The 21,914-nt window shown below is 43.8% G+C and carries 21 protein-coding genes, 1 tRNA gene and 1 rRNA gene; 20 read left to right on the forward strand and 3 right to left on the reverse strand.

Annotation, left to right across the window (positions count from 1 at the left end):
• Positions 1-105 precede the first annotated feature (105 nt).
• From rrf to F4V43_RS18640, 14 genes are all read left to right on the forward strand, one after another.
• Positions 106-222: ribosomal RNA gene (gene rrf, locus F4V43_RS18575) — 5S ribosomal RNA — on the forward strand.
• A 367-nt stretch (positions 223-589) separates the two neighbouring features.
• Positions 590-2,047 (forward strand): IMP dehydrogenase, encoded by a 1,458-nt coding sequence (gene guaB / locus F4V43_RS18580; RefSeq protein WP_150459786.1) that lies wholly within the window; start codon positions 590-592, stop codon positions 2,045-2,047.
• Between the two features lie 151 nt (positions 2,048-2,198).
• Complete coding sequence (locus F4V43_RS18585) at positions 2,199-3,590, forward strand: D-alanyl-D-alanine carboxypeptidase family protein (RefSeq protein ID WP_223879965.1); 1,392 nt, start codon at positions 2,199-2,201, stop codon at positions 3,588-3,590.
• An 87-nt stretch (positions 3,591-3,677) separates the two neighbouring features.
• Positions 3,678-4,559: a pyridoxal 5'-phosphate synthase lyase subunit PdxS gene (gene pdxS / locus F4V43_RS18590; protein WP_150459767.1), complete on the forward strand. Its 882-nt coding sequence runs from the start codon at positions 3,678-3,680 to the stop codon at positions 4,557-4,559.
• A 19-nt stretch (positions 4,560-4,578) separates the two neighbouring features.
• Positions 4,579-5,169 (forward strand): pyridoxal 5'-phosphate synthase glutaminase subunit PdxT, encoded by a 591-nt coding sequence (pdxT, locus tag F4V43_RS18595; RefSeq protein WP_150459768.1) that lies wholly within the window; start codon positions 4,579-4,581, stop codon positions 5,167-5,169.
• A gap of 115 nt (positions 5,170-5,284) precedes the next feature.
• Positions 5,285-6,574 carry a serine--tRNA ligase gene (gene serS / locus F4V43_RS18600; protein WP_150459769.1) on the forward strand — a complete coding sequence of 430 codons (1,290 nt, stop codon included), beginning with the start codon at positions 5,285-5,287 and terminating at the stop codon, positions 6,572-6,574.
• A gap of 68 nt (positions 6,575-6,642) precedes the next feature.
• A tRNA-Ser gene (locus F4V43_RS18605) sits at positions 6,643-6,731 on the forward strand.
• Between the two features lie 134 nt (positions 6,732-6,865).
• Positions 6,866-7,207, forward strand: a complete 342-nt coding sequence (locus tag F4V43_RS18610; protein ID WP_150459770.1) for a hypothetical protein — start codon at positions 6,866-6,868, stop codon at positions 7,205-7,207.
• On the forward strand, positions 7,201-7,896 hold the full coding sequence (locus F4V43_RS18615) for a tyrosine-type recombinase/integrase (protein ID WP_150459771.1): 696 nt from the start codon (positions 7,201-7,203) through the stop codon (positions 7,894-7,896). Before F4V43_RS18610 ends, F4V43_RS18615 begins: the two co-directional genes overlap by 7 nt.
• Before the next feature lie 48 nt (positions 7,897-7,944).
• The gene (locus F4V43_RS18620) at positions 7,945-8,247 is read left to right on the forward strand and encodes a hypothetical protein (protein WP_150459772.1); all 303 of its coding nucleotides are present in this window, start codon (positions 7,945-7,947) and stop codon (positions 8,245-8,247) included.
• An 873-nt stretch (positions 8,248-9,120) separates the two neighbouring features.
• Entirely contained in the window at positions 9,121-9,360 is a 240-nt protein-coding gene (locus tag F4V43_RS18625) for a hypothetical protein (RefSeq protein ID WP_150459773.1), read from the forward strand.
• Between the two features lie 32 nt (positions 9,361-9,392).
• Positions 9,393-10,043: a hypothetical protein gene (locus F4V43_RS18630; protein ID WP_150459774.1), complete on the forward strand. Its 651-nt coding sequence runs from the start codon at positions 9,393-9,395 to the stop codon at positions 10,041-10,043.
• A gap of 83 nt (positions 10,044-10,126) precedes the next feature.
• Positions 10,127-11,785: a hypothetical protein gene (locus tag F4V43_RS18635; RefSeq protein WP_150459775.1), complete on the forward strand. Its 1,659-nt coding sequence runs from the start codon at positions 10,127-10,129 to the stop codon at positions 11,783-11,785.
• A complete protein-coding gene (locus tag F4V43_RS18640; RefSeq protein WP_150459776.1) occupies positions 11,782-11,991 on the forward strand; it encodes a hypothetical protein in 210 nt (69 codons plus the stop codon). Before F4V43_RS18635 ends, F4V43_RS18640 begins: the two co-directional genes overlap by 4 nt.
• 1,092 nt (positions 11,992-13,083) lie before the next feature.
• Here the strand turns inward: F4V43_RS18640 and F4V43_RS18645 are convergent.
• The gene (locus F4V43_RS18645; RefSeq protein WP_150459777.1) at positions 13,084-13,812 is read right to left on the reverse strand and encodes a DUF6602 domain-containing protein; all 729 of its coding nucleotides are present in this window, start codon (positions 13,810-13,812) and stop codon (positions 13,084-13,086) included.
• 52 nt (positions 13,813-13,864) lie between these two features.
• On the reverse strand, positions 13,865-14,584 hold the full coding sequence (locus F4V43_RS18650) for an SMODS domain-containing nucleotidyltransferase (protein WP_150459778.1): 720 nt from the start codon (positions 14,582-14,584) through the stop codon (positions 13,865-13,867).
• Between the two features lie 304 nt (positions 14,585-14,888).
• On the opposite strand from F4V43_RS18650, the gene F4V43_RS18655 reads away from it, so the two are divergent.
• The 4 genes from F4V43_RS18655 (at position 14,889) to F4V43_RS18670 (ending at position 19,063) form a co-directional block, all read left to right on the forward strand.
• Positions 14,889-15,461 carry a recombinase family protein gene (locus F4V43_RS18655; protein ID WP_150459779.1) on the forward strand — a complete coding sequence of 191 codons (573 nt, stop codon included), beginning with the start codon at positions 14,889-14,891 and terminating at the stop codon, positions 15,459-15,461.
• An 836-nt stretch (positions 15,462-16,297) separates the two neighbouring features.
• Positions 16,298-17,131: a hypothetical protein gene (locus tag F4V43_RS18660; RefSeq protein ID WP_150459780.1), complete on the forward strand. Its 834-nt coding sequence runs from the start codon at positions 16,298-16,300 to the stop codon at positions 17,129-17,131.
• A gap of 225 nt (positions 17,132-17,356) precedes the next feature.
• Complete coding sequence (locus F4V43_RS18665) at positions 17,357-18,004, forward strand: restriction endonuclease (RefSeq protein WP_150459781.1); 648 nt, start codon at positions 17,357-17,359, stop codon at positions 18,002-18,004.
• Positions 18,005-18,040: 36 nt separating this feature from the next.
• Positions 18,041-19,063 (forward strand): hypothetical protein, encoded by a 1,023-nt coding sequence (locus F4V43_RS18670; RefSeq protein WP_150459782.1) that lies wholly within the window; start codon positions 18,041-18,043, stop codon positions 19,061-19,063.
• 281 nt (positions 19,064-19,344) lie between these two features.
• On the opposite strand, the gene F4V43_RS18675 is transcribed toward F4V43_RS18670, so the two are convergent.
• A complete protein-coding gene (locus tag F4V43_RS18675) occupies positions 19,345-19,710 on the reverse strand; it encodes a helix-turn-helix domain-containing protein (protein WP_223879966.1) in 366 nt (121 codons plus the stop codon).
• 145 nt (positions 19,711-19,855) lie between these two features.
• Here F4V43_RS18675 and F4V43_RS18680 point away from each other — a divergent pair, with 145 nt between their 5' ends.
• Positions 19,856-20,677, forward strand: a complete 822-nt coding sequence (locus tag F4V43_RS18680; protein ID WP_150459784.1) for a DUF5050 domain-containing protein — start codon at positions 19,856-19,858, stop codon at positions 20,675-20,677.
• 216 nt (positions 20,678-20,893) lie between these two features.
• Positions 20,894-21,547, forward strand: coding sequence for a hypothetical protein (locus F4V43_RS18685; RefSeq protein ID WP_150459785.1), 654 nt, complete (start codon positions 20,894-20,896; stop codon positions 21,545-21,547).
• Positions 21,548-21,914: the final 367 nt, after the last annotated feature.

Raw genomic sequence — 21,914 nt, forward strand, 5'->3', positions numbered from 1 at the left:
CGGTTTTCAGGGAGCAAACCCTGAACGATTTTAAGCTGCATGTCCTATTAAGGATGGATATTTTGCTGAAGCCAAGCGCGGAAGCAAAGCAGCGCAAAAATCACGTTTGGTGGCGATGGCGGAGGGGTTCCACGCGTACCCATCCCGAACACGACCGTTAAGCCCTCCAGCGCCGATGGTACTTGGACCGAAGGGTCCTGGGAGAGTAGGACGCCGCCAAGCACAGATAACCACTGCCGATCTTTCGGCGGTGGTTTTTTGTTGTAGAAGAGGAAATAATAAGGGTGCCCTTTCCGTTGCGGTGTCCTCCATAAGCAGACAAATGTGTATGGATTTGCTTCCGCCACGCAGGATAAGGTGACCCTGGAGAGGTCCGTGTTAATTTCTTGACAGGGTAGGGGGCCTTTGCTAAGATGGCAATAATAAATTTTGGGGACCGGCATTTTCAATTCGGGATGGAGCCGCAGTCTGACCGGACTGCTGCAGCCGAAAGGACTGTCCATCCGAGAAGGACTGAACTTGAAGATTCTTCATTTTGGCAGAGTTTGCAGGCCCGACAGTTGAACCATTTGAAGGAGGAATGACCCAGGTGTGGGAGGACAAGTTTGGCAAGGAAGGTCTGACGTTTGACGATGTGCTGCTGGTGCCGCGTAAATCGGTGGTGCTGCCGAAAGAGGTCGATGTTTCGACCCAGCTCAGCAAGAATGTGAAGCTCAATATTCCGCTGATCAGTGCGGGCATGGACACCGTTACTGAAGCGGCAATGGCGATTGCCATGGCACGTGAAGGCGGCATCGGCATTATTCATAAGAATATGTCGATCGAACAGCAGGCGGAGGAAGTAGACCGGGTAAAACGGTCCGAGAGCGGCGTCATTACCAATCCTTTTTACCTGAATCCCTCACACAAAGTTACAGACGCCGATCGTCTGATGGGCAAATACCGGATTTCGGGTGTTCCAATTGTGGACGAAGAGAACAAGCTGGTCGGGATTATTACCAACCGGGATATGCGCTTCATTCATGACTTCAATGTTCCGATCAGCGATGTCATGACACGCGACAATCTGGTTACCGCTCCGGTGGGGACGACGCTTCAAGAAGCGGAAGTCGTGCTGCAGAAGCATAAAATTGAGAAGCTGCCGCTGGTGGACGAGAACAATATCCTCAAGGGGCTCATTACCATTAAGGATATCGAGAAGGCCATTCAGTTCCCGAACGGAGCGAAGGACGCACAGGGCCGCCTGCTGGTTGGCGCAGCCATCGGGATTTCCAAGGATACGTTCGATCGCGCCGAAGCGCTGGTCAAGGCAGGCGTCGATCTGATTACGGTCGATTCGGCGCATGGCCATCATATCAATATTCTGGATGCCGTCCGGAAGCTGCGTGAGCTGTATCCGGAGCTGACCATCATTGCGGGCAATGTCGCCACGGGCGAAGCCACGCGCGATCTGATCGAAGCCGGCGCTTCTGTGGTGAAGGTCGGTATCGGTCCGGGCTCGATCTGTACAACCCGCGTTATTGCCGGGATAGGTGTACCGCAGGTAACGGCCATCTACGATTGTGCGGCTGTGGCCCGCGAGTACGGAATTCCAATCATCGCCGACGGCGGGATTAAATATTCGGGTGAAATAACCAAAGCGATTGCAGCGGGCGCCCATGCCGTTATGCTGGGCAGCCTGTTCGCAGGTACGGAAGAGAGCCCCGGCGAGTCGGAGATCTATCAGGGACGTAAATTCAAGGTATACCGCGGAATGGGCAGCATGAGTGCCATGAAGCAGGGCAGCAAGGACCGGTATTTCCAGGACGACGACAAGAAGCTGGTTCCGGAAGGCATCGAGGGTCGGGTTGCTTTTAAGGGGCCGCTCTCCGATACGGTTCACCAGTTGATCGGCGGTCTTCGCTCCGGCATGGGCTATTGCGGTACCAAGTCGCTCGAAGAACTCCGCAATGACACATCGTTCATCCGGATTACGGGTGCCGGTCTGCGCGAGAGTCACCCGCATGATGTGCAGATTACGAAGGAAGCGCCCAATTATTCCCTCTAATAAATAGGTACGAAGTCGGTGGCATCGGAAAATCGGCGAGGCAGCAAGCAGGCGGACAGGACGAATTGATCCTGTCCGTCTTTTTTTGAACATACCCCTGTGATAGAATAGAACAAGCAATGGATCAGTACCATAAAGGAGCGTAAAGGCATTGAAACTCAAGAAGCACGACAAGACGAAGAGAAGGAATCTCGTTAAAAAGACGGCAACCACGGGTTTGCTTATCAATATGCTATTATTCTCGGTCGTTCCGGTAATGGCTTCCGCCAGCTCTCCGGCCCCCAGCGCCCAGCCCGCAGCTGTGGCTGCACCCGCTGCGAAGCAGACGGTCAAGCTGCCGACGGTAGAGTCGCTCAATCTTAATCTGCAATCGGCCATTCTGATGGAGCCGACGACGGGGCAGGTGCTGCTCTCCCTCAACGCCGACAAGCCGCTTCCTCCGGCAAGCATGACGAAGATGATGACCGAATATCTGGTGGCGGATGCCGTGAAGAACGGGCAATTCGGTTGGGATACGCAGGTGACGGTAGGGGAGAATGCGTCGAAGCAGATTGGTTCGCGGATTTTTTTGGCGGCGGGCGATATTCACACGGTGAAGGAATTGTACATAGCGATGGCCGTCGGCTCGGCCAACGATGCGACGGTGGCACTGGCGGAGTTCATGTCGGGCAGCGAGCAGGAGTTCGTCAGCTTAATGAACCAGACCGCGCAGAAGATGGGAATGAAGACCGCGTATTTCATTAACTCGACCGGGCTCAGCCGGGCCGATATGCCCGAGAAATTCCGGCCTCAGACCGATAAGGAGACGGTGATGTCCGCCAAGGATGCAGCGATCCTCGCTCAGCATATCGTAACCGAGCATCCAGACTTCAGCCAATTTACAACTATTCAGTCCTATAAATTCCGGGAACGCGATACGGCTCCGATGATTAACTACAACTGGATGCTGGAATCGAACAAGAATATTCCGAACTTCAAAGCCTACGCCTATGAGGGTCTGGACGGTCTGAAGACCGGACACACCTCCAGTGCCGGCAACTGCTTCACCGGTACCGCCGTTCGGGACGGCATGCGACTGATCAGCGTCGTCATGGGCGCCGATTCGGAAGCGCACCGCTTCACAGAGACGAAGAAGGTATTGGACTTCGGGTTCAATAACTTTGAGGTGCAGCAGGTGGCCGCTCCGAAGGCTGTCATTGCCGGACATGAGACGGTTGCTGTCGATAAGGGCAAGAAGAGCAAGGTGGGCGTTGTAACAGACGCAGGAGCCACATTCATGGTACCCAAGGGTACGAATGCGCCTGCCATTGCGACTACAGTGAAGCTGGACGAGAACTCCAAGCTGGTAGCGCCGATCGCCCAGGGGACCAAAGTCGGCAAGGTGACGTATGTCTATACGATAAACGGCATGCAACCCCAGCAGACGACAGTAAATCTGATTACTTCGGAAGAGGCAGAGAAGGCGGGGTGGTTCAAATTGTTGATGCGCGCCATCGGGGATTTGTTCCGCGACTTGTTCAAAGGCATCAAAAACCTGTTCTAGAATTCCGAGTAAATTCGTTGTATATTTGACCGTTCTGCGGTAAAATAAAAAGTTAGATTTAGATCGATTAATCGGGAGGCTGGAACGATGGAAACGGGAACTTCGAGAGTTAAAAGAGGAATGGCTGAAATGCAAAAAGGCGGCGTCATTATGGATGTCATGAACGCCGAGCAAGCTAAGATTGCCGAGGCTGCCGGCGCAGTTGCCGTCATGGCCCTGGAACGCGTGCCTTCCGATATTCGCGCCGCCGGCGGTGTTGCCCGGATGGCCGATCCGACTATTGTCGAAGAAGTCATCAAAGTGGTCAGCATTCCGGTCATGGCCAAGGCTCGTATCGGCCATTATGTAGAAGCGAAGGTGCTGGAGTCGCTGGGCGTCGATTACCTGGACGAGAGCGAAGTACTGACACCGGCCGATGAAGTGTTCCATATCGACAAGAACGACTTCACGGTACCTTTTGTCTGCGGAGCCAAGGACCTGGGCGAAGCGCTGCGCCGCATTGGCGAAGGCGCATCGATGATTCGTACGAAGGGCGAACCCGGAACCGGCAATATCGTGGAAGCCGTTCGCCATATGCGTCTCATCAACAGCCAAATCCGCAAGGTGCAGAGTCTCTCGAAGGACGAGCTGTACGCCGAAGCCAAGAACCTGGGCGTCTCCTACGAACTGCTGCTGGAAGTGCACACCCTTGGCAAGCTGCCGGTGGTGAACTTCGCGGCAGGCGGTGTAGCAACACCGGCGGATGCAGCGCTGATGATGCATCTGGGAGCGGACGGCGTGTTCGTCGGCTCGGGAATCTTCAAATCGGACAACCCGGAGAAGTTCGCCCGCGCCATCGTTGAAGCCACCACACATTATACCGATTACCGCCTGATTGCCGAAGTCTCCAAGAATCTCGGAACGGCAATGAAAGGGATCGATATCGCGACCCTGACCCCGGCCGAACGGATGTCGACACGCGGCTGGTAAGAAGAGAGAAGGTAGCGGCATGAAGATAGGAGTTCTGGCGCTTCAGGGCGCTGTGGAGGAACATAGAGTCAGCCTGGGACGCGCGGGTGCGGAGAGCATGCCCATCAAGCGCGTAGAAGAGCTGCAGACTGTAGACGGTCTCATTATTCCGGGCGGGGAGAGCACGACCATCGGTAAGCTGATGCGCAAGTACGGCTTCATTGAGGCGATTCGCGATTACGCAGCCCAGGGAAGACCCGTCTTTGGCACCTGCGCCGGTCTGATCGTGATGGCGAAGCGGATCGACGGCGGCGAGCCGGCACATCTGGAGCTGATGGACATGACGGTGTCGCGGAATGCGTTCGGCCGTCAACGGGAAAGCTTTGAATGCGACCTTGAGGTCAAGGGAATTGACGAACCGGTTCGCGCCGTCTTTATTCGCGCCCCGCTGATCAGCGAAGTCGGCCCGGAGGTGGAAGTGCTCTCCACCTACCGGGATGAGATTGTGACCGCCCGGCAGGGGCATCTGCTGGCGGCCTCCTATCACCCCGAGCTGACGGACGATTACCGGCTGCATCAGTATTTTGCCGATATGGTGGAGAGCAGCCGCCCGGCAGGGTCGATCGTCTGACCGCTGTCTGGGACACATCTGCGGTAATTGCATAATAGAAACAACCTCGACTCTTTCATACGGCCTTTACAGACCGCTTGAAAGAGTCTGGGCTGTTTTCAGGGAGGAATTTGTAGTGTTGGATGTTAAAGTATTGCGCGGCGATTTCGCGCGGGTGGAGCAGGCGCTCCAGAACCGGGGGAAATCGCTCGATATGATTGCCGGCTTTCCGGAGCTGGACCGGCGCCGTCGGGACCTGCTGCAGGAGACGGAGAGCCTCAAGAGCCGGCGGAACACCGTCTCGGGCGAGGTAGCCAAGCGCAAGAAGAACGGCGAACCCGCCGAAGACCTGATTCTGGAGATGCGTACCGTATCGGACCGGATCAAGGAACTGGACGACGAAGTGCGCGAGCTGGAAGTCAAGACGCTGGAACTGACCTCGAGTATCCCGAACATTCCGCATGAGTCGGTTCCGGTCGGCAAGTCGGAAGAGGAGAATGTGGAAGTCCGCCGCTGGTCGCAGCCGCGGGAGTTCGGCTTCACGCCGAAATCGCACTGGGAGGTTGCCCAGGGCCTCGATATTCTCGATTTTGAAGCAGCGGCCAAAGTGACGGGTTCCCGGTTCACGTTCTACAAAGGTCTGGGAGCCCGGCTGGAGCGTGCGCTCATCAACTTCATGATGGATCTGCACAGCGGAGAGCACGGCTACGAGGAAATGCTGCCGCCTTACATCGTCAACAAGGACAGCCTGTTCGGCACGGGGCAGCTTCCGAAGTTCGAGGAGGACCTCTTCAAGCTGCGCGATACCGAATATTATCTGATCCCGACAGCGGAAGTGCCGGTAACGAACTACTACCGCGAAGAAATTCTGGATGCCTCCGAGCTGCCGAAATATCATGTGGCCTACAGCTCCTGCTTCCGTTCGGAAGCAGGCTCGGCGGGACGCGACACCCGCGGGCTGATCCGGCAGCATCAGTTCAACAAGGTAGAGCTGGTGAAGGTCACAACGCCAGAGAAGTCTTATGAAGAGTTGGAGAAAATGACGGCGGACGCCGAACGCGTTCTGCAGCTTCTGGAACTGCCGTACCGCGTGCTGTCGCTCTGTACCGGCGATATGGGCTTCACTGCCGCCAAGACGTACGATCTGGAGGTGTGGCTGCCGGAGAGCGGCATGTATCGCGAGATTTCGTCCTGCTCCAATACGGAGGACTTCCAAGCGCGGCGGGCCAATATCCGGTTCCGCAAAGAGCCGAAGGCCAAGCCGGAATTCGTGCATACCCTGAACGGCTCTGCCCTTGCGGTAGGCCGGACGGTTGCCGCCATTCTGGAGAACTACCAGCAGGAAGACGGCAGCGTCGTGATTCCGGAGCGCCTGCGTCCGTACATGGCCAATGTCGACGTTATCCGCCCGAAGACAGCCAAGTAAAGTGTTGCGCGGCAGAGGGAGCGTATGGTACAATTTCTAGTGCATGTCTGAACAGACGAATGCACCAAGGAGAGGTACCGAAGCGGTCATAACGGGGCGGTCTTGAAAACCGTTAGGGGGCAACTCCACATGGGTTCGAATCCCATCCTCTCCGCCATTCCAATACAAATGTACGCCGCATAAGGCTTTGCGGTGATTATGATTGAAACGCACTAGACTGTTGAACAGCGGTCTGGTGCGTTTTTTTGTGTTCGTGACCGTTAGTGGAAAATCTAACGGGAGGTACTCAATATGAATGTGAACACAGGAAAAACAGCCCATAAACGGGGACAAAGAAAGAATACTTTAGACTTACCACAACGGTTATTAGACCGCCTGACTCCTGCGGTCTTGGAAACGTCCCAATCGACACAGCAAGGCGCAGTTAAAGCCCCACAAGAGACTCTGACGTTGAGTAAGCTGTTCAACCGCTACTATGCCGCACGGCAAGCGGCAGGAGCAGCAGAACGCACCTTGGAAGACTACAGGAAGCATATGAACTGGTTTCGGCGTTTTTGGCATCGGAGTACAGCGGTCTGGATAACTTTGTACCTAACCGTGATGTCATTCGTGTATGGATTTCATCAATGTTGACGATTCAGAAGTTGAAACCTTCAACAATAAATATCAGGTTGCGTACAGTTAAGGCAATGTTCAATTGGGCTATTACTGAAGGAATTATAAAGGAATCCCCTTTCGATAATGTAGAGTTATTGAAGGTGCCTGAGGAAGACTTCCAAGTGATCTCAAAAGCACAAGAACGGAAGCTTTTCAATTGTTGTGAATTGACAACCTTCTTGGGACTACGTGATGCATTATTGATGTCATTTCTGCTTGATACAGGGGTACGCATTGGGGAGTGTATGAGAATTTTTGCAGAAGAGGTTGATTTACAGAATCGTTCCGCATCTGTTCGTGCTGAGTCAGCTAAGACTAGAAAAGCAAGAACAGTGTATTTTGGAGCAAGGACACAAGAGCTATTGGCTATTTATCTTGTTTGGCATGAGATGAATGGGCAAGCTCCAAACTTATTTCTTAATGAGTATGGTCAGCCTTTAGATAAGAATTGGGCAACCAGATGTATTAGTTTTATCGGGAAGAAGGCAAAGATTACTGGGGTTCGTATTAGCCCCCACACATTCCGCCACACATTTGCAACTCGTTATATTAAGGCAACAGGTGACCCATTTTCCTTACGGCGTTTACTGGGGCATTCCTCAATGGAAATGGTCAACCGCTATGTTAACCAGGATGTCGCTGATGTTCGTGAACAGTATGAATAGAGGGGATTGAGTAATTATTATGTATTAATGCTGAAGGGGAATGGGTATATGACTACTGATGCTACACCTGTGTTAGAGGAAACGCTACAAGAAAGTTTCCAAAAGCTATGTAAACAGATAAATGAGCTTACACTAAAGCGTGAAATATACAATAACGTTATTGATATGGTTATACAGTTCAGTCAGGATAATGCTGATACAGATCAGAAGATGTTGATACTCTATGATTTGGCTTTAGACATTAACGACAAGCTTTACAATATAGAGGGCAGTTTAATTATGGAAAAATTCAAACGTGGGAGGATGATTAATCAGCATAGGGAATCAATAACCCTTGACACTGGGAATTAATCCAACAAGAGCTTCTTCAACCCTGCTCGCTCTCAGAGCGATTTCATTAATGCTGGATGCCCTCCCTAGAGCCAGTACAGGTAAATCTGCCCTTGGAGGATACAGCGGCGTTTACATCATGTGGAATGGCTGTGGAGAAGTGTACATTTTTATTTTGAAAAAACTTGCATTATAGAGATTTTGTGCTATTCTTTTTCTTGTTATCCCTTGTTTTTGGACACAAAGAGTAATACGTTACTTGCGGAGGGTGGGCGTATTATTTCTTTTTGTTCATGTCTTTCAGGAGTAAAACCACAAAGAGTAATCCGTCACTTTCTCAGGGTGGGCGGATTACTCTTTGTCATTTTACTTGTATCAGCGTATTCTGCTTCCGCAGAAAGCCATGACTTAGTGTGCTACAACTTTTTGATCTGCGAAGGGATTGCAGAATGGTAAATAGCATGCATATGGGGTTGAGGGCGATTCTTATGTGGCAGGGAGCCTTTGAATTCTCTTGGGCAAGGGAATGTTAGTGGAGCAAGGAGAGAACGTTACAACGTATAAGGAGCGGCTTTGGAGACTGAGTTTGGAGACTGAGATTGAGTGTGCATTTGAAGTAATCATTCAACACCAAAAAGGAGCATGGAAAAAGCTCTTGACCTTATCAGGAAGAGTGATGTATAGTTGGTTCACGTATTTTTATGTTTTTTCATCATGAAGCTATAAATGTGGCATTATAATTATTACCCTGTGTAGTAATTGTATGCTCAATGACGCTTAAAGTCAACAATAAAATAGGGATTATCAATACCTTTTTAAAGATATTGATAATCACCCAGAAAGGGGCGAATAATCCTTCTGATAAATATGAATGTACGATTCTTAGATGTGAAAATGAATTTAATCGAGCTGACAAATACCACGTCTTCTCTAGACAAGCTGGCTGCTGAACTTGAAGAAGTAAAGGAGCAGTTGATAATCATTCAGAGTGAGGGGATTGAGGACACCTCCCACTTTGCCCTACCAGCGCGAGTAAGAAGGCTTGAACAGCTTCTGGCAACCCACGTACAGGATATTAATACCTGTTGGGAGCGGTTGAAAGAACTGGAACGTGAAATTGGTCGCCTGAAGTAAAGCATTTGAAAGAACTGGAGGGATAGGTAAAAATGCAAATTACCATATCTGAAGATTCAATGATGTACATCTACCTCAAAAACAGTAGCAAACATAAATACGAGAAGAAAAAGTCACGCTCAGACGTAATTTGTTTCCTTCTTTACGATGCTGCGGACAATATGTTGGGAGTCAGAATTATCAACAAGCATGATGATGAACCCCTGATTGATATACAGTTGCCCAAAGTGGGTGAAGTGGAGTTTCCAATGCACAATGCACAAATCACAGAAACAGATCAGGAGATACTCATTGTCTTTGATAAGGATACTCCTATTTCAAAGGAAACTGCCCATACATGCGTTATTGATGTTTGTAGATCAGGAATCATTGGAATCGAGCCATTACCTTACGTTTATATTGGCGGCAAGGAGATCATGAAACCTTTCATTATTCGTGATGAACCAATCCCAATACATTATGTATCTGTACCTCCTGTGCATTGCTCCTGTGGCAGTGATAGCTTTGTAGAGAGTGAGCGAGAAGACCCTGATTTAGGTTTCCACAATGGATGGGAGTGCGCTGAGTGTGGACATGTGTATCTCCTCCTGAGACAGGGGCTTGGCAAGCCGCCAAAGAATGCTGGCACGTCTGTAGACGAGGCGATACGCATATCAAGAGAAGAGCGCGGTAAAGAAAGATAATAACTGTGTCTGCGTTGGGAGGGTGACTGCCCTCTCTACAAGGACAAGCGTGAAAATACGATAAGGAGCTGTGCGAAAGTGACATGACGAAAAAGTTAACTATGAAGGAACCTTTGTCACAGGAAGAATTCAAAGAAGAATATCGGAAGAAGGCTGACATACTAAAGGATTTTATACTCAATCGTGAATCTGGTGAGGACAAAATCCATGTGTTTAATCACGAAGCTGGATTTGGGAAAAGCCGCATAACAGACGAGGTGCTACAACAAGAGATTTTAAACGCACGTTGTACAGGGTTACCTGAGAATGAACGTCGATTTCTTCTGGTTAAAAAGTTTAAGAAGGATGTATTGCAGAGTGAAGAGACTATCAGTTCAGGTGGTCTTTTCAGAAATGATGTATTAGGGATAACGGCGGAAAACTGGACAGATGGAGCAAAGTGGAGATTTAGAAAAGAACAACTAAAACAATTTAAAGTGCTTATTATTACTCATTCACGTTATATCAGTATGTGTACTGACGAAGAGGAGAGACAAGCACTGATGGAAGGAAGGCATACTTTAATAATTGACGAGAAGGTTGAGTTTCCGATTTATTCATTTGATGAACGTCAATATGACAAGTTGCAAAAGCACCTCCCAAAACCTGCGCCACCGTTGTTATATGAAATAACATTTCCGCTGTTTCAGGAGATGCGCTCCCAAAAGAGTAGAACTAATATAGATGGAAAGGTGAGGTTTAACAATGAAATTCTCATATGTAGCCCCAAGTTAAAGAATAAAGAATTACTGCTTTCGGAAATGCGGAATCTAGTTGATAAAAATGCAAATCTAAAGCTGAATGACAGAAGTGATGCCTACAAAATCCTTAAAGCCCTAGAGAATTTATATGGGAGAAAATGCTTGTTTAATGGAGACAAGATTTCTTCCATATTAGAACATCATAAGTTCCTTACCCTAAAGAACAATATAATATTAGATGCTAATGGGGAAATTGATGCGCTTTATTCAAATCAGTTGTCTGATGGATTCGAATCAAAACGTCAGACCAAAATTATCTACCATGACAATTGCGAAATACAACATTTACAATTCAATACAAGTAAAACAAGTATAGTTAAGTTGGAAGAAGAGTATTTCTCCAAGATCATAAATTTGATAAAAGATGAACATAAGCCAGATGATAAAACACTTATTGTGATGCAAAAGCGCTTTGTCATGGATGATAATAAACGTGTTGCTTCATTTGTGAATAGGCTTTACAAAGAGGGCATTAATTCTGTTTTTCTTGGTTCAGAGGATGAAGAGAAAAAGTATAACAATGAGTCCTATGCAGTAAACTGGTTTGGCAATTTGATTGGGAAGAATGATTGGAAAGATTTCAATCAATGTTGGATTATTGGAACTCCTTTATTGCCAATGGATACGTATATCTTAAATATGTGGCAATACACTGGTAAGATAAACTGGAAAATTGGAAGGGAAGTAGTGAAAAAAGAAGGAGTACAGCAGTTTAAAAACAAAGATCTAGAAAAGATTCGAAAAGGGCATGTAGTGGGAGAAATATATCAAGCAATCAAGCGTATTCAACGTAATCATCATCCTAAGGCACAGTTTTTCATAGTAAACAATGATAGTGATGTGTTTAATAAGGTTGTTAAACATCTCCCCAATGTTCAGGTGAGAGAACCAATCGACTTAGACATTAAAAGTAAAAAAACAGAGCAAGACTTGAGAGTATGAGACAAGAAAAAGAAAATAAAACATTGAGTATTCTGAATATTGTTTTAGGTAAAAGTCCTGGTAGTTACACGAAGTCCTTAATTGAAGAAGCAGCAGGAATTGCAAAAGGGAAATTATCCAGATACTTCAAAGCAGATTTGCCAGAGTTATCATCTTATATTGACGTGGATTTCAAGATTCTGAATAAAGAGATCATCAGACTATGAGTTTGATGGTTCAGTTTGACTTTGTCAAATGGGATTCAAATCTTCTTTCATAAAAACTCTGAAAGAAAGGCTTTTAACCCTCCTCCCCCTGCTTCGCAGGTTGAGTGAACCCGCTTCGCTCAGGACGCTAACGCGTCTTCCCATCTTGCCACCGCCGTTCTTATCTTAATGGAGCAGATGGCAAGTTGCTGCGAAATTGGAGTGAAACAATGGAGAAGATCGAGCGTCAGCGAGATGAAGGAGCGAAGCGACCAAGAGCGTTAGCGACAATCAAGCGAAGCGTAATCTTTAACTTGCGAAGCAAGCTTATAAAAGTTGGAAACTGTATTAAATTTATTTAATAAGATTTCAATCTTAAAAAGCTGAAGCGTTGAAAACTGTATAGAATTACTTATATAGTTGGCAGGCTGTGTAGCCAACCTATTCATCAAGAGTGGGTTTGGGGTCAATATAGTGTTCTGCACCGCGCCGCCTGTTACCTAGCGATAGAGTGTGTTGAATAGGGCTGATAATGCCATCAGTTCAATCGTAGCGAAGCTGCTAAAGGTAGATGAAGCTGAAATTGAAAAAAATCAAAAGCTGGCTGAGGATTACGCGAATCGGTTACAGTGAGCGACAGACAACTTCTTACGAAATTCTTTTAATCATATTGCAAACTTAAACCCCAAAGATGAAAGGTGACGAGATATAAGCTAGGATATCAAGGGTTTATAGTAGGAGTTCCAGGAGTTTATAAGGGAGCAAAGTGAAAGCAATAAACGGTTAGAGCATAGGCTGGCACAATTGGTAGAAAGGCTTGGAGACAGTATTGGTTCAGTAGGATGTGAAGAACAATTTGGGCAGAGGCTGGAGCAAGTGGAGAGGGTGATCATGCTTGTGGAATCTGACATGTCAAGGTTGACTGCACGAGTCAATGAGCTGGATTCAGATTTCACTGATATGAGATACACGTAGTAGTATCGACTGAACGGCATGGAGGAGCCTAGCGATAGGCTCCTTTGCATTATCATAAGGAGGGAAATAGCTTAGAATGTGCTTTTTAAAAAGTGTATTATGTATCTGTAGTAAATAGAAACAATCTCAATTAACATGTCAGATAGAGTCAAGTGCCTGACTATACAAATCTATATCCATGGCAGGGACAGTTCCGAGATTCTGTAGCAGAGTAAACAACTTTATGAAGAAGAAAATCAACGCTTCTTCACCTGAGCTAGTCTCAAAAGAGCCATCCTGTTTGAAAAGGAATGAACCACTATCCAAGGCACAACCGATATTGAGACGTTGCAATGGCGACAATGCATCAGTAGCTTCTTGAAATGGTTTTCCCAACGCTGGAGTCCAGTCAGAGGAAGTGGTGATTATACCAGCCACAATTTCGAAAATTGGTCTTGGTGGATATGTTCCTCCAGCATGAACGATAGGCACTGAAGTTCGCTTGAGAGAACGAACGGACTCTGCCTTATCAGCTGCATAAACGATGTGCTGCTTGTTCAATGTTTGTTTTACTTCAAAGATTGCATAAACGCTTTCAGCAGGTATGTACTTAACACCAGCATGGCAAAAAACAAATGGAGAGTATTGCTGATCGTAAATAACCAGATCAATTTGATCGCTAATTGTTCCTGTATTGTCTACAATGAAGGCATTATCTACACAGTAGCGGTTCGGTAAATAAGTTCCGAGAAACTCAATCCAGCTTAACTCAACTGCATCTCCCTTTGTTGGAGCGTGTTTAACATTGTTCCGTATGAGACGCAGCTCCGCAATCATCGCTTGTTGCATCTCAAGGAATAGTTCTTTCATGTTCACTTTATTAGTCACAATACCACTCCTACCAAATGATGTCTTTCCAGTACCCTTGAGCGCGACTTTCTCATGCTTTATTCTGAATAGCCTCTTTCTCATACCTAAATAAGTCTTCTGAAATGATATTGCTTGAATTGGCAGGGTCAATGACCTTTTTCTCTAAAAAATGACTTCCTAGATACTCTAATACTAATAGAAAGTTGTTAGCAGGATTGTTTTTATTTCTGCCTTTTAGTGCTTCGATAACTGTTAATTCTAAGTAGATAGATGGAAACTCTATTTTGTGGAGCTTACGCCAAATCTTCAATAATATAATCTCTGATAATCTATCTGAGTTCTGCACTTTATTGATGTGTTCAATTACGTTAGTTTGAGTCCAAGTGTTTCGTTTACTGATGTAGAGACTATGGTAATTTGTATTTCCGAGTCTCTTTTTCGCTGGAACCAAATCGACTTGTTTTCCAGCAAAATTAATACCAATAGAAACATTTTGTTTTCTGGCTTTGTATCCTGCATGATTAATATGATTATAAAGAGAATCATATAACTCCTTTAAAGAGTTGCTTGTACTCGATTTCAACGAAATGAAAAGGTCAAGGTCTGAAGAGAGCGTAATTGCAGTGCCTTTAGCTCTAGAACCTGATAAATATATGTCACTTAGGCAGTTCCCTGCCCATTGGGAAATAAGTTGTTTTAATGGATTTATCACAGTAATTTGAGTCGGAAAATCAATAGTGGTTGGGACGCGATATTTATTTACAATCGTAAGCACATAATCGTTTGACATACGAACCTCCTTAAAGCAAAGTTGACTTTTGAAAATTGTTGTTCTTACGTGACTTTACATAAGTTTCCTATAGTAGCCTTTCTTAGTCAACGTATAACCTCACTTTTTGTACTGTTGACGCTGATTGCTTCTATGTAACAATAGTCTCAAAAACCTTCGTATTTCATACGAATGAAAAACGCAATATGAGAAGCCCGAAAAGGAGTGAAACCAGTTCCTTTACTCGTTCCTAAATCTATGTTGTAAAAACGTACTTATTAATGATACAATGGAGGAAATACATAGATATTACGGGGGGATTAATATGAGGATAGGCTATGCGAGAGTATCAACGGCAGATCAGTCTTTAGATTTGCAAATGGATTCTTTAAACAACGCTGGATGTGAACGTATATACACTGAGAAAGCTAGTGGAGCAAAAGATGATCGAGTGGAATTACAAAAGGCTCTTGATGCATTACGGGAGGGGGACGTATTTGTTGTCTACAAGCTTGATCGCTTAGCACGTTCGACAAAGAAGCTGATTGAGGTTTATGAGCAGTTGGTGAAGCTGGGAGTTGAATTGGTGAGCGTCTGTGATGGATTGGATACTACTACACCTACAGGAAGAGCCATGTTCAAGATGATAGGGGTCATTGCAGAACTAGAACGAGAGATGATTGTGGAGCGTACCAAAGCAGGATTAGCGGCTTCTAGAGCAAGGGGGAGAAAGGGAGGGCGACCTAAGACTGATTCGAAAAAGATTGAACGTGCTTTGAAGCTTTATGATAGTCATGAACATTCTATTGCTGATATTGAAACAATGACTGGTGTGAAGAAGGCAACGTTGTACAGGGAATTGAATATTCGTAAAGATAAACTGAGTAAAGTCGAATAGTGGTTGAACAGGAGGGCATCTATAGGATGCTCTTTTTCATGGTGAGGGGGTGTGTTTAGATCAGAAACGCTAAAAAATTCCCACAATATCCCATGTACTGTTCTACCGCGACAGGTCGTTCTATTATAGATAATAATGTAATGTATAATTGCTTGTGTCAATTTCTTCATAGTGCTATAATCGCAAGTGGATAATCCCTCTTAGTCGTTAGGTATCATTTGACAATTAGGAGGAATGTTTATTATGTTAGAATATGGAATCAGCTCTTCATTGCTTGCGATTATTGGTGTTTTATTGTTCTTCTTGAAGCTATTGAAGGACAAAAAGAAATTCAAGATAGTTTTTTCTTGGAGGAAGAAAACAAGCACAAAAAGTGTTGAATTGAAATTTTCGTCAAAAAGCAATCTATAATAACTAGTAAATAAGAGGGTTATCCGTGAATGTGTTTGTCTGACTGATAAAGTCGGCAAGCACTCACGGATAAGCAGTAAATATAATTAAATGCAAAGATGAATCCACGACCTTTACGTGGGTTCTTTTTGTATTTAATGTGCAAATTAATTAGGAAGAAAAAAATTGTCTCATAAATAAATGCTATTTTTATAGCACTCTTCAAAAACCATATATTAACTCAATAGTAATTTATTGTTGAATAATAGGGTTGGAGTCTGGTATAATAGAAATGCGAAAGGGGTTTCTATACGCATTATTGTAAACGCTTACATAAAAGCGTAAATATAAATATTTTGAGTATACAGAGAATAAACACCATGAAAGGTAGATTAAAAATGAGAAACAAGATGGAAAGTAGAAAGGCTTTACAGGAGAAACGTAGGATGAAAAAGTTCAAAGGAGCAGGATGGTGCAAAAAGGATGATGTGTTTTGTAGCGAGATTCTAGAATCAAAGGATTTGAGAGCGACTTTATCAGGGTTGAATAGTGAGATTGAAAAGTTGAAGGCAGTAATATTGTTAGTTAAATCAAGTCGGAATTCCATTGGGCGAACGAAAGACAAAAGTAAGCCAACGTATTTCCGAAAGTCCCATGAATTTAAAGATCGTCATATTATGACTAAAGCACTGATTGCAGATCATGGTTTCATGAAAGACTGGATTGCACAATACCAGTTTTATAATGAGCGGAATATGAGATTGGACTACAGACCAACAATTGGAAGAAAAAACCATGATATGGGGTATACCAAGGACAACGTTGAAGCAGTTCCTTACAGCCAGAACACGTCAGATAGAGCGGTAGAGAGGTTCTCCACTCCATGCATTGCTGTAGTCGCTACCAAAACAGACTCTACGGCAACTGTGTTTGAATGCCCTAGTGTGGTGAATTCCATAGCACGTATTGATGAAGTCATGCAATTAGGAGTAACTCGAAATATGATGCAGGGCAATCTGAGCAAAGGTATCAGGCGTGTCACGGAGGACTATTCGATATTTATAATAGGTAGGAACAGGATTCTGAATGACCCAATGGTTGTAGACATGGGCATTCCAGTCAGCGTAGTAACGAATGATGTGATTTTGAGTTATGTGCATAAGCCAAAGACACCAAAAGAAGCGAAAAGCCACTTGAAATTGAACATTGATGAATTAGGAGACATATACGTTAAATTTGTTGCAATAGATGAAGGTGTGAAGGAAGCAGTAGCAGCATGAGCTTGTGTGTTAGTTGTTTTGGCAAGAATCAGATTTTTGTGTGTATGGATAGTAGTGTGTATAACAGCGAACCAAGCCAATGTATACGTTTCTATTGATAAAGAAAGGTTAGGGTAGGCAGCTACATTTTGCTGTCTCTTCTTATATGTCAGAAACCCATAAAATTGATTTATTTCCAAGCGGGATGTGGTAAGATTTTACTAGTCGATACTGGAGGTAGCCCTAATGATCTATGTTTTATCTGTATCAATAGTTGTAGGGATTATTGCACTTGGTCTGTTGGTTGTGAGTTTCCAACGTAAACAAAAGAAGACAGTGGTCTTTACTGAAGGGAATTACGATTTAAAAGCTATTACCATTGCTGAAATAGACAAAATGGAGGATGGCTCAGGATTCGAAATGTACCTTTACAGACTGTTCATGGAGCTTGGCTATTCTGGAGTCTACAAGACTGTAGGGAGTCGCGATTTCGGAGCAGATGTGGTTTTCACTGATCGTGAAGGTGTCAGGAATGTTGTGCAAGCGAAGCGGTATCGCGTTGACAATCCTGTGGGTATCAGTGCTGTGCAGGAGGTCTTCTCATGTATGCGGTACTACAAAGCTAAGAGAGCCATTGTGATCGCTACAGCTAAGTTTACGGAGCCTTGCGAAACGCTGGCTGGTATCAACCATGTGAAATTGCTAGATCGAACTGACTTGATGAAAGTCATTGAGGCGTTCAGGAGTGGCGACACTGGCGCAGCACGTGACATCATTGAAGGAGAGCCAAGGATGATACTGGAGTCTTGGTCAGAAGCGAATAGCGATGTGCTGCACGAGGTGCGTAAGGATTACAGGGCTGAGAAGTATGTGAAGAAGGTTATGGGTAAGTAGTAATATCGAAAATAGAGTAAGTTGGAGTTGATTTCTTTGTTACATAAACATCAAAATCCAGAGTTGGGTTATAGTGAAAAACTCAATAATGTAATTGTTGAGATACAAGAAGGTATAAGGAATGGAGCGGATGATTATTATAAAGCTGGAATCGACCTATATAGGAATTATACAAAAGAATTAGAAGATGGTTCGCATAAGAGACATAATGTTCAAGTGATTGTAGGGAATTTGTGTATTTCAATTGAGCTTATGTTAAAGGCAGTAATTGCAAAAGAGACATTCATTTTTATATACTCTGGTCTTTCTGATGAATTGGCTATGGCTCTAACTTATCCCGATAAAGTTACGACAACTTACAATTTTGTAAACGAACTTTCCACTTTTAAAAAACCTAAAAGTATAGAATTCAATGAAGCGGTCTCACGATTTTATAAAATATTCCCTGAACAAAAAGCTCTTTTTGATACTTTTTTAAGCAACATCTCAGATATCAGAAACAATAGTGTCCATGCTTACCTTCCTAAGTATAATAAACACCAATTAGAGCGGATTGTATTTACAGCTATAAAACTACATCGCTTTTTAAATGAAAAGAAGTATTTTGAATTCGATATCGACAATTCTGGTAGAAGCCGTTTCGAATATCAATTTTTAAAAGACTTCGAACAAGAAAGTGGAAATTCCTTTGAAAAGAAAATTAAAGAAGCTAAAGAAAAATCTAAAAAAACAATGTTGAGTAATATTGAAATAGCCGTTTCCAACACGGATTGGAATAGGTTTGTAACTCCTTGTCCTATTTGTCAATCAAAAGCTATTCTTACTGGAGAAACAGATATACTTCAAGAAGAGGTGATTGATGATGATATGCAGGGTAACTACAGAAATTCAATGATTGAACGTTTGGAGTTTACTCCAATATCATTTGAATGTGTTTCATGTGAATTGAAACTTAATGGATTGATGGAATTGCAATTTGCAAGTTTGGAAAAACCACTGGATAGATCTGAATTTTTAGAAGAATTTATAAGTGAATTTTACATTATTGAGGATTCTTGAATTTTGTAACTCACGAATTTGTAGGTTCGTGAAATCCGAATTTTACGGAGTCGTGTGAGAGGCTGCTGAAGCGTGTTTTGAAGCACTGTAGGGTGGGTTAGTAGCCTGGTGATGATTGAGCTGTTCAAGGCTGAACAATGGTATGGGAGCGCTCCTGTATGGGTATTTGGTAAAGAGGATGGTGCGGGAAGAACGCAAACGAGTCAGTTGAGTCATAGAGAAAAACGATTAAACAAAAAAGGCACGTAAACTGGTTAATACCACTTTATGTGCCTTTTTAACTATTCTTTTGAAAGAGAATCATATGTAGCAGTAATGTCTCTCGCCATTTTCACTATAAGCTCTACTTCTTCTAATTTGCGGCTAGAGAGTAAAGTGTCGAGAGCAGAGATCAAAGCCTTCTTATCGTTGCGTTCTGCCAATCCCCCACGTTCTTCGAACAGAAATACTTCGACAGGAGAAATCTCTAGTGCTTGTACTACCTTCTCCAATGTCTCCAAAGAGATATTGCGCTCGCCACGCTCAATGTCACTGATATATGTATAATGAATGTTCGCCTTTTCTGCCAAAAACTCTTGTGTGTAGTTTTTTTCTTTGCGAATAGTGCGTATTCGTTCACCTACGAGACTGAGAAATTCCGATGCCACAACTCCACATCCTTTCATAAAACAAGCGTAGGATAGGAGTGGGATTTGAAACAGAGGTAAGGATTAGAATATATTTTTGAAAAATTCGTACATAAGCGATATTATGTTCAAGAATACTATCTGAGAGGAAGATTATGGTTTAAAAATGAAAAAGTTGTTTTTAACGCTTTCTGTTGCGACTTTATTGAGCGGGTGCAATGCTGGTGCTAATGAGGATTGGATTTATGAAACAACTGGAGCAGGAGTTGTTAAATATGACACAGTAGGAAGCAATTATACTTACATCTCACCTGTTGAAGCGAAGGAAGTAATTGTTAATAAAAATTGGCTTTACTATATTAGTGAAGAAAATGGCATGATTAAGAAAACCGAACTAAATAAAGATCAGGAAATAAAAATTGATACTAAGCTGTATACCTATATTTCTAAGAAGGATAATAAACAGTACAGTCTTATACAAAGACCAATGAAGGAAGAAGCTTTGCCGACAGATGAAATCATTGTATTAGGACAGGAAAGTGAGAGTCTTGCCATTTCAGGAGATACTTTATTCTTCAGTAATGTAGAAGAAGGAGGTTCAATATATAAAGTCAAAACAGATGGTTCAGAGTTAACAGAAATTTTGGATGATGTGGCGGAGGATATCGTTGTCAGTGGAGATTGGGTCTACTACTCTAACGATAAAAGCCTTCGGTCAATATATAAAGTTAGAACTGATGGTTCTGATAAGGGACTTTTGATGGACGATTATGCTTCTTGGTTTGATGTTGGGGGGAATTGGATTTACTATAAGACTGGCGACACTATCTACAAAATCAAAGATGATGGTTCATCCAAGACGGAAGTAATTGAGGATGATAATACCATTAATGAACCACATTTATTCGGTAACTGGATATATTATTTAAGCTCTGAAGGATACTTTAAGGTTAAAACGGATGGGAGTGGCAAAGAGAAGTTGTCTTGACGATGTAAAAAGTATTTATGGGGAAGAAGTGGCACAATGCGTGTCACTCTTTTTCTTTTTGACTAAGGATAAAAAATGAAGGGTTTATTGAAGTAGATTGGAATAGATGAAAAAAAGCAACTGATTGGGGGGATTTCGTAAAACAGGAATGATTTATGATATAATAGGAACATGTGTTTTGCGTTTCTAAGTAAATAATGAGGGGATTGAAATAAATTGCAAAAAAAAGATTACGATTTGCTTATTGAGGAAAAGCGTCGAGAAGTTACTGAAATTAAGATGGCGATGGAACAATCAAGGTTAAAATTTAAGAAAGCCTTATCTGATTTCACAGAACAATGGTACAGATCATATGCAAGAAAGTTGATTGTTAATAATCCAGATACAGCGGGTCAATTGACAGATTCAGAACTTCAAGAACTAAAAAACGAAGTTGAAAAGTTAGCGGGAAGTGCTTGTGAGTTTGTGGATTTGCATTTTGACAAAGATAACTTATGGTGGCATATAAAGGAGAATACATATGGATACTCCGAATATCAGGATAAAAGAATACCGCATATTCTTTCAGAAGAGGCAACGTATCTATTTGGAAGGCTCGGATTATTATTTAAAAATCATAATATAATAAAAATCGGAGTAGAGTCTGGTTATAGAGATGAAAGTTATAAATTTGATTTTGTTATAGATCAAAGTGGAAAAAAGAATGAAATAAAGTTAAGGCACATAGGGGATTTTCCCGTCCATCTTACAGGCATAATAAAAGAATACGGCAATCTTCATGAAAAAGCGAAATCCTCAGGTTTTCAAATTGAAAGATTGCTTGAAGAGAAACGGAGAAACTCAATCGGTGATTTATGGGATTCTTTGTGATTTTAAACATCCCTATTGATGCTGAAAGGTTTTAGATTTGAGTTTCTATATCTAGATATTGTTTACGACAAAGTATAAGGGTGCTTTCTTTACAGGTTGACTCATACCTACGGACATATTAATATGAAGCTATCCAACGGTCACGTACCGAAATCAACGTTTTAACTTAGACCGCTGTAGCGGTTCAACAATAAAGTGCCATGAAGTCAATCAGCATAAGGGATTGCGGGTTTTTACAGCTAGGGGCGGTCTTGAAAACCGTTAGGGGGCAACTCCACATGGGTTCGAATCCCATCCTCTCCGCCATTCAATTCTACATCCATGAGGCTGTCCCAAAAGTAGATATTTCTAAGCTGAGAGGGACCAC

Source organism: Paenibacillus spiritus (assembly GCF_008710135.1).
In the GTDB taxonomy this organism is placed as follows: Bacteria; Bacillota; Bacilli; order Paenibacillales; family Paenibacillaceae; genus Paenibacillus_AQ; species Paenibacillus_AQ glufosinatiresistens.

Coding starts and splice junctions, on each gene's coding strand:
- pdxS (WP_150459767.1), top strand. CDS start 3,678: ATGGAAACGGGAACTTCGAGAGTTAAAAGAGGAATGGCTGAAATGCAA.
- pdxT (WP_150459768.1), top strand. CDS start 4,579: ATGAAGATAGGAGTTCTGGCGCTTCAGGGCGCTGTGGAGGAACATAGA.
- F4V43_RS18610 (WP_150459770.1), top strand. CDS start 6,866: ATGAATGTGAACACAGGAAAAACAGCCCATAAACGGGGACAAAGAAAG.
- F4V43_RS18615 (WP_150459771.1), top strand. CDS start 7,201: ATGTTGACGATTCAGAAGTTGAAACCTTCAACAATAAATATCAGGTTG.
- F4V43_RS18620 (WP_150459772.1), top strand. CDS start 7,945: ATGACTACTGATGCTACACCTGTGTTAGAGGAAACGCTACAAGAAAGT.
- F4V43_RS18625 (WP_150459773.1), top strand. CDS start 9,121: ATGAATTTAATCGAGCTGACAAATACCACGTCTTCTCTAGACAAGCTG.
- F4V43_RS18630 (WP_150459774.1), top strand. CDS start 9,393: ATGCAAATTACCATATCTGAAGATTCAATGATGTACATCTACCTCAAA.
- F4V43_RS18635 (WP_150459775.1), top strand. CDS start 10,127: ATGACGAAAAAGTTAACTATGAAGGAACCTTTGTCACAGGAAGAATTC.
- F4V43_RS18640 (WP_150459776.1), top strand. CDS start 11,782: ATGAGACAAGAAAAAGAAAATAAAACATTGAGTATTCTGAATATTGTT.
- F4V43_RS18650 (WP_150459778.1), bottom strand. CDS start 14,584: ATGTCAAACGATTATGTGCTTACGATTGTAAATAAATATCGCGTCCCA.
- F4V43_RS18655 (WP_150459779.1), top strand. CDS start 14,889: ATGAGGATAGGCTATGCGAGAGTATCAACGGCAGATCAGTCTTTAGAT.
- F4V43_RS18660 (WP_150459780.1), top strand. CDS start 16,298: ATGAAAAAGTTCAAAGGAGCAGGATGGTGCAAAAAGGATGATGTGTTT.
- F4V43_RS18665 (WP_150459781.1), top strand. CDS start 17,357: ATGATCTATGTTTTATCTGTATCAATAGTTGTAGGGATTATTGCACTT.
- F4V43_RS18680 (WP_150459784.1), top strand. CDS start 19,856: ATGAAAAAGTTGTTTTTAACGCTTTCTGTTGCGACTTTATTGAGCGGG.